The following is a 14,101-nucleotide window of genomic DNA, read 5'->3' as shown; positions in this document are numbered from 1 at the left end:
CAGGCTTTTGCGATTTCGTCATCCCGGCGCGGCATGATCGCCGTTCCCGGGATGACGAACAGGTTTCAAGGTCAGGCATGCAGCTGTTCAAGAACCGCAGGGTCAATCGCCTGGCCTTCGTCGTCTTCGTGGCGACGTCGCTGTTCACCCTGTGGCGGGCCGTGCTGCCGGATGACGGCGGGGTCGACTTTATCCCGTGGGACAAGGCCAAGCACTTCATCGCCTTCTATGTGCTGACGGCCCTGGCGGTCGCCGCCCTGCCGGCCAGCCGCTTCTGGCGGATCGGCGCGGTGCTGCTGAGCTTCGGCGTCGGCATCGAGGTGGCGCAGGCCCTGGTCGGCCGTGACGCCGCATTTGGCGATGTGGTGGCCGACGCCTGCGGGATCGGCGCGCTGCTTGGACCCATCGTCCTGCGGGCCTGGACCAAGCGGACGCCCGTCGCCGCCTAATTGTAGGCCAGGTGCTCGGGCAGGAAATAGAACAGCCACTCCAGCTTCAGGACGTTTTGCAGTTCCCGGAAGCTGGGCGGCTGATAGCGCGACACCACGTGCAGCGGCTTGCCCGTGATTTTCAGCGCCTCGATCAGCAGGACGATCGAGGTGTCGACTGTGGCGATCCGCGCGGCGCGTTCGATCACCGTGCTCCAATCAACCAGGGTGTAGCCTTCGACCACCCTTAAGCGGACTTCCTTTTCCGGCGCCGGGTTCGGAAAGGGAATGGTGCGCGAGCTGCAGGTCTCGTTGATCAGGGCATAGGGAACGCCGTCGTCCAGGCCCAGTTCGGCAAACAGCCGCTCTTCCTTTTCCAGGTCGCGGCGCAGGGTGACATGGTCGGCCCAGTCGTCCATCGGCACGCCCGAGACCTGGTATTTCAGGTCCATGGTCTGTTCGGGGGCGTAGCGCCAGCTGAAGAACAGCGACAGGAAGGTGTAGGCGTTGGCCTCGATGGGGCTGAGCGCGATCTTGTCGGCCAGGAACAGGATCTCGTCGCGATACTCGAACTCTTCCTCAAGGATCGGCGTCTCGACATTGGCCGGCATCACCAGGGCGTCATAGACCCAGCTATGCGTCTGGCGCACCGGCAGGATCACGCGGCGGCCGCCGGCGGCGTAGGTTTTGACGATCTTCTGGATGAAGAGCAGATCGCCGGCCATGCCGGGCTGGAAGATGATCACGGGCTTCATGGCGGGCTCGCAGAATCGGGCTGGTGAGCAGTCTGGCACAACTTGGCCGTTGGACCCCCTGTGACGGAGGCGCGCGGCTTTACGCTCTCGCGCCGGATCGGCTGCAAGTGGGTTGGGGAGGCGCGAAGCGGCCGGGGCGAACCCGGATGACCGTGATGTGTTTTGTGCGTTTCGGCTCGACCTGTCCGCTTCGCAGAAGCTGTTCTTGCGTGAGGATTGGGCCAAGCGAGCGTCTTTCAGCTCTGATACCCAAGAGCCCCCGTACGGGCGCGCACCAAGGTCAATCGGCTAACCGTCTCGACCCCCGACGATGCGCGATAGGCGGGTTTACGATCCCTCGCCCTCTTCGACCCGCGTTCACCCGGCCGACGAGCCACTCAGCGTTTGGTCCGTCCTTCTGAGACAGCCCGCACGCCTCGACCCGCCTTCCAGGGCGTCGCGGCCCCGCTCAGCTCCATCCCCATCGCCGCTTTGGGCCGGTACCACGCGCCCTCCCCCTGCGACGGGGACAGCACCAAGAATACGGGCGGTTTGAGCTCCGAGGATTGGCGCGATCAACTATTTTACAAGCGGTTGATTGGGTTGGAGTTTGTTCGAGAAAATACGGGGATATACTGCGCGCTATCCCCATTCTCCCAGCCCTCTCCCAGAGGGAGAGGGAGGGACCCACGCTTGCGTGGGAGGGTGAGGGGTTACACCGTCGACCGCCCTGACGCCCGAAGGCCCTGCCCTGTCCGGAAGGGCTTCGCAAACCCCTCATCCTCCCACGCCTGCGGCGCGGGCCCCTCCTTCTCCCTCTGGGAGAAGGTTTCAATCCGGCGTCCCGCCCCCCTTCGCGCCGAAGGGAGCCATCCTTAAATCTCACGGCGAGACGATCGCCGGACTGGAAAGGTCTCTCAAGGACCGGTCTTCGACCGGCCGCTCCGCGGCGGCGCGGAGCGCCGTCCTTGACAGACCTTTCCAGTCCGGCACGCTCCAGCCTCCAAGAGATTTAAGGATGAGCGGGACGCAGGGCGTCCGCTTGCGGGCAATGAGCCAAAGACCGCTTCCGACCCAACTAAGACGTTACCAATGTCCTGTCTCGGTCACTCGAATGGCCTATCCGTTTTCGGCGTAACGACATTTGAGGCTGGAAGGGGGCTCGTTCACGCCCAGCCTATTCGAAACAGGATGCGGGCGCCGGCCCCATGCTCCCGCCAACATAGCAAGGCGCGCCCAACATGCGATCAAGCGCAGGGCGCAAGATCGTGAGATGGCTCGCGCCGAACACGACTAGAACGGTCTCGCCCTTTCCGAGATGATCGGCGATGGCCTTCAGAAGGAACGCGTCGCGCGCACGCCCGACGGCCGCCGCCATCTTGTTGGTGCTGAAGTCGCCATCAACCAACGGGCCGACTTCCTCAAGCTTGAAGCGGCGGTCAAAGCCTTGGCCATTCACCCGCCTGTACCAGGCCGCCCATGCGGCGTAGTCCGGAAGAAGAGCCTCCTTTAGCCCCAGCCGACTTCTATTGTGGATCAGTTCGCTCTCAATGAGAGCCTTCACTCGAGGATCTCCGCCATCGGCTATTCTCTCCTCTCTGATCCATTGAGGGACTGAGCGGAGCGTATAGAATCCCAGCAGGTCGACGGCCGAGATGCCCTCGTCGAGAATGCGATCGCGAATAACGATATCGTCGGGTTCGCCGCCCCAAATATGCGCACCCTGTTGAACGGCCCCGCGCAATGCAGGAACGCTTTCGCCCCCCATCACAAAACCTTCGGTTTCGGTCTGAGCTTCAAGCCACTGCAGGGTACGGGGCGCGTCAGGGCCTCGCGAGTATGGGAAGCCCTCCGCGATCAGGGTGTCGAAGCTTTCGCGAGCGTAGACCTCGGCGATGAGCTTGAACGTGGGACTATCCGAATGTGTTGAATGGTTAGCACCCACGAAAACCAAATGACGCCCCCGCCATCGATAGACGACCGCGAACGACTCCTCCGGTTGCCGGTCCCGCAGCTCCCGAGTCCATGGCGCGAGTCGAGTAGCGTCCGGGTGGGGAGTGGTGGAGCAACCGGCCAACAGCGTCCCGCACAGAAATAAGACTAGTCCTGCGTTGCGCATGCTGCCCCCAGTGTCGCATGAAGGAAAATAGCGAAATTGCGCTAAACTTGGCGGGTATTGGCGACGTCCGCAATCCACCCCTAGCGGCCCTTCAAAGCTTCCGCCGCTCCCCCTCACGACGCCGCCCTCACCGCCTCCCAAACCGCCAACGCCTGGGCCGTCTCGCGCACGTCGTGGGCCCGCGCCGCCGCGACGCCCGCCGCTGCGCCGGCCAGATGCGCCGCCAGCGAGCCGCCCAGGCGCGCCCCGGCGGCCTCGCCCAGAGGGTCGATCGCGGCGATGAAGCGCTTGCGGCTGGCGCCCAGCAGCACCGGGTAGCCCAGGGCCACAAGGCGCGGCAGGGCGGCCAGCAGGGACAGGTTGTGCTGGAGCGTCTTGCCAAAGCCGATGCCGGGATCCAGCCAGATCTTCCCACGCGCGACCCCCGCCGCCACGGCGGCGTCGGCGCGGGTCAGCAGGAAGGCTTCGACCCGCGCGACGACGTCGTCATAGACCGGCGCGTCCTGCATCGTGCCGGGCTCGCCCAGCATGTGCATCAGCACGACCTCGCAGCCCAGCTCGGCGGCGACCTGGGGCGCATCGGGGGCGAAGCGCAGGGCGGCGACGTCGTTCCAGATCGTGGCGCCGGCCGCGACGGCGGCGCGGGCGACGGCGGGCTTCATGGTGTCGATCGAGATCGCCACGTCGCTGTCGGCGCGGATCGCCGCGATCAGCGGGATCACCCGGGCCAGCTCGTCGGCTTCCGTGACCGGCGCGGCGCCCGGCCGGGTCGACTCGCCGCCGATGTCGAGGATGTCCGCGCCGTCCGCGATCAGCTGGCGGGCATGGGCCAGGGCCGAGGCGTGGTCCAGGAACCGGCCGCCGTCCGAAAAGCTGTCGGGCGTGACATTGACGATGCCCATGAGGCGGGGCCGAGCGGAGAGAGTCATGGACGGTGTTTTAGGCCGTGGACGCCCCCTCCGTCACGTCGCGTATCCGCGCCGCGCCACCTCCCCCGCAAGCGGGGCAGGAGAAGGAGCCGCGTGACGGAGGGCGCGCGCAGCCTTGACCGCGCAAGAAAAAAGCCGGCCCCGCGAGGGACCGGCTTTTCCGTGTCGTCTGAAGAAGGCCTTAGGCCGTGACGCCCGTGGGCGAGATCGGCACCGATGACATCGGCAGGGCCGGCTTCTTTTCGTCTTCGTCCTTCCGGCTGGGCTGGACGCCCTTCATGACGCCGATGATCTCGTCGCCGCTCAGGGTTTCGAACTCCAGCAGGGCCTTGGCCACCGCATGCAGGTTGTCCAGCTCCTCGGTCAGGATCCGGCGCGCCTCGTCCTCGCCGCCCTTGACCAGGCGACGCACCTCGGAGTCGATCTTGATCATGGTCTCGGGCGAGACGTTCTGGGTGCGGGCGACAGAATGGCCCAGGAACACCTCGTCCTGGTTGTCGCCATAGGCCACCGTGCCCAGCTCGTCGGAGAAGCCCCAACGGGTGACCATGTTGCGGGCCAGGCCGGTGGCGGCGCTGATGTCGCTGGAGGCGCCCGAGGTGATCTTCTCCTTGCCGAAGATCAGCTCCTCGGCCACCCGGCCGGCCATCATGATCGCCAGGCGCGAGGTCATCATGTCGAAGCTCATCGAGTAGCGGTCGCCCTCGGGAAGCTGCATGACCATGCCCAGGGCCCGGCCACGCGGCACGATGGTGGCCTTGTGGACCGGATCGGCGACGGGGACGCGCAGGGCCACCAGGGCGTGACCGCCCTCGTGATAGGCTGTCAGCTTCTTTTCGCTCTCGCTCATGGCCATCGAGCGACGCTCGGCGCCCATCATGACCTTGTCCTTGGCGTGCTCGAAGTCGTGCATGGTGACCATGCGACGCTCCTTGCGGGCCGCCGTCAGGGCCGCTTCGTTGACCAGATTGGCCAGATCCGCGCCCGAGAAGCCGGGGGTGCCGCGCGCCAGGGTGCGCACGTCGACATCGGCGGCCAGGGGGATGTTCTTCATGTGGACGCGGATGATCTTCTCGCGACCGGCGACATCGGGATTGGGCACCACGACCTGACGGTCAAAACGGCCGGGACGCAGCAGGGCCGGGTCCAGAACGTCGGGACGGTTGGTGGCCGCGATCAGGATGATGCCTTCATTGGCCTCGAAGCCGTCCATCTCGACCAGCAGCTGGTTGAGGGTCTGCTCGCGCTCGTCGTTACCGCCGCCCAGGCCGGCGCCGCGATGGCGACCGACGGCGTCGATTTCGTCGATGAAGATGATGCAGGGGGCGTTCTTCTTGGCCTGCTCGAACATGTCGCGCACGCGGCTGGCGCCGACGCCCACGAACATCTCGACGAAGTCGGAGCCCGAGATCGTGAAGAACGGCACGCCCGCCTCACCCGCGACGGCGCGGGCGATCAGGGTCTTGCCGGTGCCGGGAGGGCCGATCAGCAGGGCGCCCTTGGGGATCTTGCCGCCCAGGCGCTGGAACTTGGCCGGGTCCTTCAGGAAATCGACGATCTCCTGCAGTTCTTCCTTGGCCTCGTCGACGCCCGCCACGTCGTCGAACACGACGCGGTTCTTGTTCTCGGTCAGCAGGCGGGCCTTGGACTTGCCAAAGCCCATGGCGCCCTTGGCCCCGCCCTGCATCTGGCGCATGAAGAACACCCACACGCCGATGACCAGCAGGATGGGCAGCAGGTTCACCAGGATGGCGAACAGGCTGATGCCGCCGCCCTTGAACTTGACGTCCGCGCCCTTCGCCACGAGGCGATTGACCAGTTCGTCCGAGTTGTTCGGGGCGTTGACGGTGAGCACCTTGCCCGAGCCGTCCTTGGCCTGGACGATCTGCCCGGCGATGTCGGCCGACTTGATCTCGCCCGCGTCCACCTTGCGCAGAAGCTGCGAGTAGCTGATTTCGCCGCCGGCCTGGGTGTGAGAGGTCTGGTTGACGACAAACACGCCGACCAGCACCGCAACGATCACCAGCCAGATGGCCAGATTCCTGAAATTCATACGCGTCGTCTTCCCAACGATAGCCTTCGACCTCCCAAGATAGGGGGTCGCGAGCGCTTGCGCCACGCGTGCGTCGTCAGGTCACGCATTCTTGGTCGATCAGGCCGGTCGCGGCCCTGAAACGATCCAGGAAGAGAGCCCCAATTCGCACGCCTTCGCTGACTGCAAGAGCCGGGCCGCCGAGGATGGGACAGCTGAGGCCGCCGCGCGCGAAAACCAAGGCGGGCAAGGCCGGGCGGGCCGCGGCGGGCGCTTGCCGCAAGGCGGCGCGCTGGGCTTTCGGCAGGCTGGCGGCCAGGCCTTTCAGGGCGCGGACGGTGACGGCCTCCTCGCCGGCGGAAATTTCGTAGCGACCATCCCAGACGCCGGTTTCGCCGGGGACGAGGGCCAGATCGGCCAGACCGCCCCGCGCCGACTCGCCCGCGTCCCTCTGGAACCGCACCGCGTCGGGGCCCGCCTCGATTCGCGCGCCGGCCAGGGTGGCGGTGAAGACTTCGCCCGACCGCAGCCGGGCGACCAGGCGCTCCAGCCGCTCGCCGCGCGGTGGGCGTTCGGTCCCGGCGGCGCACAGGCAGGCGGCGGCCAGGTGGGCGGCGGCGGCGTCTCGCGGCAGGGCGATGACGCCCAGGGGGTCGCCTTCGAAGGTGGGAGGCGCTCGCGGGGCGGGCTCGGCGGCCAGCGTGTCGTCCACGGTCAGGGAACGCCGGGCCCGGGCGCGGGCCGAGCGCGGATCATCATTGGCCGGGTCGTCCAGCCAGGTCTCGCCCCGCGCGCGCAGAAAGGCGCGCAAGTCGGACCGGCGCTGGTCCAGCAGGGGGCGCAGCAGGAAGACGTCCCGCCCCTCGGGCCAGACCGGCGACGGCGACCAGTCGCGCGGATCGGAGACGGTCGAGCCCTCGGCCCGCATGGCGGCCGCTTCCAGCCGGTCGTCGGCGGTGTGGCCCAGCAGCAGGACCCGCGCCCCGGCGGCGCGCGCGGCGTTGGCCAGCAGGGCATGACGGGCGCGGCGGGCGGCGGCCGAAAGGCCCGTGGCCGGCTTGTCGCCGGTCCAGGCCAGGGACCGCGCGGTCGCGCCCAGCGTCTGCGCGCGAGCGACCGCGTCGCGGGTCCAGACGGCGCTGGCCGGCTGCAGCTGATGATCGACGGTCAGGCTCAGCACCGGACGGCCGTGCGCCCGGGCCCAGTCCAGGGTGAGGATCAGCAGGGCCAGGGAGTCGCCGCCGCCGGAGAAGCCTACGGCCAGCGGCGCGCGGCTTTCGGGATCCAGCCGCCGATCAAAGGCGGCCGAAATCCCTGTCAGGCGCACTTGGCCGCGACGCGGGTCGAGGCGGCGCGCGAGACGACGGCCGGCGGGGCCTTAGGATAGCGCTTGGCCAGCTCGTCCAGCGTCTTGCAGGCGTCGGCGGGCTTCTTCAGGGCGACGAGCGAGCGCGACAGCTTCAGGGTGGCGTCGGGCGCCCAGCTGGTCTGCGGCCAGCCGCGCACGGCGCCCAGATACGAGCCGGCGGCGTCGCCATAGGCCTCGCGCACGAACAGGGTCTCGCCCAGCCAGTAGCGGGCCTCGGGCGCGCGGGCGTTGTCGGGATAGTTGGTCACATAGGCCAAGAAGGCGGCCTCGGCATTGGTGTAGTCGCCATCCAGCAGGAACTGGCGCGCCTGCTTGAACGCCACGGCCGGATCGGCCGGCGGCGCGGGCGGGGCCGGTGTCTCGGCGACCTGGGCGGCCTGGACGGCGGCGGTCTCCAGGGCGGTCAGCTTGGCCTCCAGCGCCGCGAGGCGAGCCTCCAGCGCGTCGCCGCGGGTCTTCTGCTCGGTCGTGGCCCGACGGGCCTGGTCCAGATCGTGGGTCAGGGTCTCGTTCTGGCCGTTGACCTTTTGCAGGGTCTGTTCGAGGTCGCCGATGCGCTCGCCCAGGGTCAGGATCTGGGCCTCGGTCTCGGCCGGCTGCACGACGACGGGCTTGCCGGTGTCGCGCCCCTGGAAGACGATCGCCCGCAGCTCTCGGACCACCTTCTCCATGCGCTCGACGCGCTTGACCGAGCGATCGTCCAGCGGATCTTCGGGCATGGGGGTCTGGGCCAGCGCCGGAATGGCGGCGGAAGCCAGCAGGGCGGCGAGCAGAACGGATTTCAGCTTCATGTCGGCGATTATGCCCTGATTGCGGACAAAAGTGGGGCAAACCCGAAAAGCCCTCCCCCTCGATGGGGGAGGGTTGGGTGGGGGTGGCTACGGCGTCTGCAGTTGAACCGCCGCATCACCCCCATCCCCGGCCCTTCCCCCATCAAGGGGGAAGGGAGCGTCTTTAGCGCGCGCCGTCGGTAATGGCGGTGCGGGCGTTACGGTTCTTGGCCCAGGCCTCTTCCGAAGTGCCCGCGTCGATCGGGCGCTCCTTGCCGTAGGACAGGGTCTCGATGCGCGCGCCCGACACGCCCTGGCTGACCAGGAAGTCGCGGACGGCGTTGGCGCGGCGGGCGCCCAGGGCCAGGTTGTATTCGCGGGTGCCGCGTTCGTCGGCATTGCCTTCGATGCGGACGCGGACGGCCGGATAGCGGTTCAGCCACTGGGCCTGGGCGCCGAGCACCGGCTGGGCGTCGCTGCGCACGACATATTCGTCCGTGTCGAAATAGATGCGTTCGCCGATGTTGATGACGAAGTCCTGCACCGAGCCGGGCACCGCGCCCTGGCTGGGGGGCAAGGTCGGCGGCGTGTAGGGCGCGCTGGGGCTGGCAGGTTCGCTCGGCGCCACCGGGGCGGGACCGGCCGGCGTCGGCCGCGAAGCGCAGGCGGCGAGAGAGGCGGCCGCCAAACCGATCAGCGCCAGTCTAGTGGCGCGCTTGGTGTCGAAGTTCATCCAGTTTCTCCTCAAAACCTCGGTTTGGACCTGTTGGATACCCTTCAAGCACCTCAACGGGACAATGAAAACGTCTGACCAAGCCTCACAATGACGTCAGATGACCGTGTCGCGACCTTGATTCACTTGCAAGGCGAACCGTCACAGCAAACGTCTCCGCACAGTCGAGGTTGCCCGGACGTCCAGATTCAATCCAGCAACGGCGACCAGGCCGGATCGGAGGCCTGACCCTGATAGGCGGCCGGACGCAGGATGCGGCCGGTGATGTCGACGGTCCACAGGCGCGGCGTGCCGGCCTGGCTCTCGCGGAAATACATCAGCACTCGGCCGTTCGGCGCCCAGGTCGGCCCCTCGTCCAGATAGCTGGTGGTCAGCAGACGCTCGTCCGATCCGTCGGTGCGCATGACGCCGATGTGGAACTGGCCGCCGGTCTGCTTGGTGAAGGCGATGAAGTCGCCGCGCGGGCTCCAGACGGGCGTCGTGTAGCGGCCGCCGCCATAGGAGATGCGCCGCACGCCCGAGCCATCGGCGTTCATCATATAGAGCTGAGCCTGGCCGCCGCGGTCGGAGTTGAAGACGATCTTGCTGCCGTCCGGCGAGAACGACGGCGAAGTGTCGATCGAAGGATCGGTGGTGATGCGGGTCGACTGGCGGCTGCGCAGGTCCAGCACATAGATGTCGCTGTTGCCGCCCTTCTCCACCGAAAAGGCCACCTTGCTGCCGTCGGGCGAGAAGCGCGGGGCGAAGACCATGCCCGGGAACTTGCCGACCGTTTCCTGGCGGCTGGTCTCGAGATTGAGCAGGTAGATCGACGACCCCGTCGGCCGCAGGGCCATATAGGTCAGCTCCTGGCTGGTGGCCGAGAAGCGCGGGGTCATGACGATGTAGGAGCCGTCGGTCAGGAACTGCGGGTTGGCGCCGTCCTGGTCCATGATCGCCAGGCGCTTGATGCGGGCCATCTTGGGACCGCTTTCGGCCACGAAGGCGACGCGGGTGTCGAAATAGCCCTTCTCGCCGGTCAGGCGCTCATAGACGGCGTCGCTGATCTTGTGCGCCACGCGGCGCCAGTTGTCGGGCGTGGACGAGAACTGCAGGCCCAGAAGCTGCTGCTGCGAAAAGACGTCCCACAGGCGGAAGTCGACGCGCAGGCCGCCGTCGGGTCCCACCGTCACCTGGCCGTTGATCAGGGCCTGGGCCCCGGTCGCCTGCCAGTCGGGGAAGCGCGGCTGGACGTTCACGTCGGGCAGCTTGTCGGGCACGGCCGAGACGTTCAGCGGCTGGAACAGGCCCGAACGCTCCAGATTGCCGGTGATGACCTGGGCGATCTCGGCCCCGCGTCCCGAGCCGGAGAAGGCGGGCACGGCGATCGGCAGCGGCTTGACCACGCCGGAGTTGATATCGACCTCGATCGGGCCTTGCTGGGCGGCGGCCGGCAGGGCGATCGCGCCACCTAGCAGGGCGGCGACCATCAACAGCAGGGGTTTCAAGCGCATCGCGTTTCCCTTCGAGGAGATCATCCGGGGCAGCCCTGTTTTGCGTCGAAGTTCAGGGCGATTTTCTGACCGTAGAGGTCAGACGGCAGATAAGCGAACGGCGCCGCCGCGAACAACGCGCGAATGGCGCGGTCCGATGCGGCCTTCACGACGGGATCAGACGAGGTGGTGCCCGATGATTGTGGCTGGCCGACGACTCGGCCGCCGGGGCCGACCTCAAATACCACCCGCACATTGACGCTGGAGCCACCCTCGACCTGGCAGTTGGGGTTCCAGCGATCCCGCACCTCGCCCTGCAGGCGTCCCAGCGCGGCGGCCGACAGGCCGGTGGCGGCGCCGGCGGCGGGACGGGCCGAGACCGAGGTCTCGGCGCGGCTGGGGCCCTTGGGCGCGTTGGCGGCGGGCTTGCCGGTCGACTTCTTGGTCTTGGACAGCGACGCCTCCAGCGAGGCGAAGAAGTCGTCATTGGCCTTGGCCGGGGCCGGTTTCTTGGCCGGGGTCGGGGTAGGCGTCGGCTTGGGGGCGGCCTTGGACGGCGGGGTCGGGGCCGGGGTCGGAACCGGCGCGGGCACGGGGGCCGGCGGGGTCGGCGCAGCCTCGGCGACCGGCTCTTCGGTCAGGGCCGTCTGCTCTTCCAGCGCTTCCTCGGCCGGGCGCACATTGGTGGGCCCCTGGGTGACGATGGTCACCGGCACGCTTTCGCCCAGGGTGATGGGCACGGGCTTCTTCCACGGCAGGCCGATCAGGATCGCCGCCGCCACCAGCCCGTGCAGCGCGACCGACCCGATCAGAGCGGGCGAGAATCCGGTTTCGGCGCGACGAGCCATCCGAAGTCCTATTGGGCCGGCCGCAGGTCGCCCGAGCCTTCGGGCAGGGCGTCGCGCGGAGCCGCGCCCGAGGAGGGGCCGCCCGTCTCGGTGATCAGGTTGATCTTGGCGAAGCCGGCGTTCGACAGCGCCGCCATGGTCTGGGCGACGATGGCATAGGTCGCCGCGCCATCGGCCCGCACGAACAGCGGCTTGTCATAGCCGTCGCCGGCGATGGCGGTGATGCGCGGGGCGAGGTTCTCGAACGGGATCTGGGTCTCGTCCCCCTTTGGGTCGCTGACGAAGATCTGGCCATCGGCGCGGATCGACACCGTGATCGGCTCCTGCTGGCTCTGCAGGGCGGCGGCCTCGGTCTTGGGCAGCTCCAGCGGCACGCCGGCGGTCAGCAGCGGGGCGCTGATCATGAAGATGATCAGCAGCACCAGCATCACGTCGACCAGCGGGGTGACATTGATCTCGGACAGCGCCCCGCGCGAGCGGCGGCCCCGACGGCGGCCGCGGCGGCCGCCCGTGGCGAAGGCGTCGTTGGCGGACATCGACATCGGATCAGACCCGCTCGGCCAGGCGACGCTGGATCGCGGTCGACAGGTCGTCGGCGAAGCCTTCCAGGCGGCCGGCGTACTTGCCCGCGTCGGTCGAGAACTTGTTGTAGGCGATATAGGCCGGGATGGCGGCGACTAGGCCGATAGCGGTGGCGAACAGGGCCTCGGCGATCGACGGCGCCACCACGGCCAGCGAGGTGTTCTTCGACAGGGCGATGGCCTGGAAGGCGTGCATGATGCCCCAGACCGTGCCGAACAGGCCAATGAACGGGCTGGCGGTGGCGACGATGGCCAGGCTGCCCAGACCCTCTTCGACCTTGGCGCTCTCGCGGGCGATCATGGTGTCCATGATCCGGTCGATGCGCTGGATCAGGAAGGCGGCCTGGTTTTCGCTGATCGCGCCCCGCAGCTTGGCGTCGCGCCATTCCTTCAGCGCCGCCTGCAGCATGCGCGGCAGCGGATGGCGCGGATTGGCGCCGGCCTCGCCCGCCACGTCTTCCAGCGAGCGGCCGGCCCCGACCTGGCTCTCGAAACGGTCGGCGGCGCTGTTGAGCGCGGCGAAGCGGAACAGCTTGTCCAGAATCACGGCCCAGGAGCCCAGCGAGGCGAGGATCAGGCCGACCATCACCCCCTTCACGACCCAGTCGGCCTGCATAAACAGGGCGACAAACGAGAAATTGGCGGGGGCGGCTGCGGCGGCGTCCATGCGGGGGATCCTGCTCCGTTCGGGCGTCTGTCTAGGTCTAGTGCCTTACTGGCATGAAGCGGCGCTTTGGTGAAACTATGACAATCACCGGGAGAGCCTGAAAATTCCCCGCGCTCAGTTTTCGTTCCCGGCGGCTGGCTCGAGCCACGGGGCCATCTGGGCCAGCATCTGCGCCGTCGGCTTGCGCGGCCGGCCGTCCAGGGTGATGCAGACGGCGACGCCCTGGGCCTGACAGATCAGCTCTTCACCCCGCGTGACCCGCTGCGTCACGAACAGGCGCGGCCCCTTGACGCTGTCGAAGGTGGTCCGCACCACCAGGGCGTCGTCGATCCGCGCCGAGCGCTTGAAGTCCAGCTCCATGCGGATGATCGCGAACGCGGTGTCGGCCTGCGCCAGCTCGGTGTGCGAGATGCCGATCAGCCGGAAGAAATCGCTCCGCCCCCGCTCGAAATAGCGCAGGTAGTTGGCGTGATAGACGATGCCGGAAAAGTCGGTGTCTTCGTAATAGATCCGGACGGGCAGCTGGTGCTCGCGGCCGTCGAAGACGCCGGCGGTGGGGTCGATCATGAGGCGGGCTCATCCTCTTTGGCGGGCTCGCCGAGCATGAGGCCGACAGACAGGCCCCAGGCCAGTATCGGCGCGGCGCCGTAACCGATAACGGGCGCGGGATAGTTTCCCAACAGGTTGGAGGCGATCCAGCCGGCCCAAAGCGCCGCCAGCGCCAGGGCCTCGGCGCGGCGCTCGGGTCGGGCGGCGGCGACCAGCAGGAACGGCGCGGGCAGGCTGAACATCAGGAGACCCGCCAGGGCGCCCAGAACGGGGCTGGCTTCGAAGGTCGTGCGCAACAGGCCCTCGACATAGGGTACGGCCGGCAGGGTGTCGGGCTCGGTCCAGGCGGCATAGGCGAGAACAGCGGTGGCGGCGACAACCGCCCAGGGGATGGCCTGGCGCGGGCGCTGGACCAGAATCGCCCCGGCGACGGCCAGGGCCCAGGCCAGAGACGAGGCGGCGTCGTGCTGGTAGAGCAGCAGAAAGCTCACGACGGCCGCCAGGCCCGCCAGACGCCGGTCTTCGAAACCCCGCGCGAACGCCCAGGCGCCCAGCGGCAGGACCAGGGAAGCGGTATGCAGCTGCATCGGTCCCAAGGCCAGCCAGCGCCGCGCGCCTTCCAGTTCGGCGCCGGTCATCAGGGTCAGGAGCAGGGCCAGGCCGCAGGCGGCCATCAGCAGCCAGTAGCGCCAGTCCGCCTTGCGCCAGAAGCGCATGACCACCAGCGCCAGAGCCAGGGCCAGGACAGCGGCCAGGCTCTGGACCACCAGCGCGTTGGGGCCAGCGCCTGCCGCGCCGATCGCCGCCAGCGAAACCCCGAAACAGGCCGCCGCCTGGACGGCGGTGATCAACCGGATCGCGCGCATCGCC

Annotated in this window: 14 protein-coding genes; 1 reads left to right on the top strand and 13 read right to left on the bottom strand. The window is 68.1% G+C overall.

Features of this window, described 5'->3' with window-relative positions:
- Window positions 1-77 precede the first annotated feature (77 nt).
- On the top strand, window positions 78-449 hold the full coding sequence (locus tag ACW17V_RS02470) for a VanZ family protein (protein ID WP_492107315.1): 372 nt from the start codon (window positions 78-80) through the stop codon (window positions 447-449).
- On the opposite strand, the gene ACW17V_RS02465 is transcribed toward ACW17V_RS02470, so the two are convergent.
- The 13 genes from ACW17V_RS02465 to ACW17V_RS02405 form a co-directional block, all read right to left on the bottom strand.
- Complete coding sequence (locus ACW17V_RS02465; protein WP_492107314.1) at window positions 446-1,183, bottom strand: hypothetical protein; 738 nt, start codon at window positions 1,181-1,183, stop codon at window positions 446-448. The genes ACW17V_RS02470 and ACW17V_RS02465 overlap by 4 nt on opposite strands.
- A 1,156-nt stretch (window positions 1,184-2,339) precedes the next feature.
- The gene (locus ACW17V_RS02460) at window positions 2,340-3,116 is read right to left on the bottom strand and encodes a hypothetical protein (RefSeq protein WP_492107313.1); all 777 of its coding nucleotides are present in this window, start codon (window positions 3,114-3,116) and stop codon (window positions 2,340-2,342) included.
- A gap of 278 nt (window positions 3,117-3,394) precedes the next feature.
- Window positions 3,395-4,210 carry a dihydropteroate synthase gene (folP, locus tag ACW17V_RS02455; RefSeq protein ID WP_492107312.1) on the bottom strand — a complete coding sequence of 272 codons (816 nt, stop codon included), beginning with the start codon at window positions 4,208-4,210 and terminating at the stop codon, window positions 3,395-3,397.
- 181 nt (window positions 4,211-4,391) lie between these two features.
- Window positions 4,392-6,263, bottom strand: coding sequence for an ATP-dependent zinc metalloprotease FtsH (gene ftsH, locus ACW17V_RS02450; protein WP_492107311.1), 1,872 nt, complete (start codon window positions 6,261-6,263; stop codon window positions 4,392-4,394).
- A gap of 76 nt (window positions 6,264-6,339) precedes the next feature.
- Window positions 6,340-7,569 (bottom strand): tRNA lysidine(34) synthetase TilS, encoded by a 1,230-nt coding sequence (gene tilS, locus ACW17V_RS02445; protein ID WP_492107310.1) that lies wholly within the window; start codon window positions 7,567-7,569, stop codon window positions 6,340-6,342.
- Window positions 7,560-8,402: a tol-pal system protein YbgF gene (gene ybgF, locus ACW17V_RS02440; protein WP_492107309.1), complete on the bottom strand. Its 843-nt coding sequence runs from the start codon at window positions 8,400-8,402 to the stop codon at window positions 7,560-7,562. Before ybgF ends, tilS begins: the two co-directional genes overlap by 10 nt.
- A 163-nt stretch (window positions 8,403-8,565) precedes the next feature.
- The gene (gene pal / locus ACW17V_RS02435; RefSeq protein ID WP_492108722.1) at window positions 8,566-9,129 is read right to left on the bottom strand and encodes a peptidoglycan-associated lipoprotein Pal; all 564 of its coding nucleotides are present in this window, start codon (window positions 9,127-9,129) and stop codon (window positions 8,566-8,568) included.
- A gap of 173 nt (window positions 9,130-9,302) precedes the next feature.
- The gene (gene tolB, locus ACW17V_RS02430; protein ID WP_492107308.1) at window positions 9,303-10,607 is read right to left on the bottom strand and encodes a Tol-Pal system beta propeller repeat protein TolB; all 1,305 of its coding nucleotides are present in this window, start codon (window positions 10,605-10,607) and stop codon (window positions 9,303-9,305) included.
- A 20-nt stretch (window positions 10,608-10,627) separates the two neighbouring features.
- A complete protein-coding gene (tolA, locus tag ACW17V_RS02425; RefSeq protein ID WP_492107307.1) occupies window positions 10,628-11,434 on the bottom strand; it encodes a cell envelope integrity protein TolA in 807 nt (268 codons plus the stop codon).
- 8 nt (window positions 11,435-11,442) lie between these two features.
- Complete coding sequence (tolR, locus tag ACW17V_RS02420; protein ID WP_492107306.1) at window positions 11,443-11,976, bottom strand: protein TolR; 534 nt, start codon at window positions 11,974-11,976, stop codon at window positions 11,443-11,445.
- A gap of 4 nt (window positions 11,977-11,980) precedes the next feature.
- On the bottom strand, window positions 11,981-12,682 hold the full coding sequence (gene tolQ, locus ACW17V_RS02415) for a protein TolQ (protein ID WP_492107305.1): 702 nt from the start codon (window positions 12,680-12,682) through the stop codon (window positions 11,981-11,983).
- Between the two features lie 114 nt (window positions 12,683-12,796).
- Window positions 12,797-13,249: a YbgC/FadM family acyl-CoA thioesterase gene (locus ACW17V_RS02410; RefSeq protein WP_492107304.1), complete on the bottom strand. Its 453-nt coding sequence runs from the start codon at window positions 13,247-13,249 to the stop codon at window positions 12,797-12,799.
- A complete protein-coding gene (locus ACW17V_RS02405) occupies window positions 13,246-14,097 on the bottom strand; it encodes an FtsW/RodA/SpoVE family cell cycle protein (protein ID WP_492107303.1) in 852 nt (283 codons plus the stop codon). Before ACW17V_RS02405 ends, ACW17V_RS02410 begins: the two co-directional genes overlap by 4 nt.
- Window positions 14,098-14,101: the final 4 nt, after the last annotated feature.

This window comes from Caulobacter sp. FV2ye17ST (genome assembly GCF_058680955.1).
This window is presented reverse-complemented; position numbering and strand designations above follow the sequence as displayed.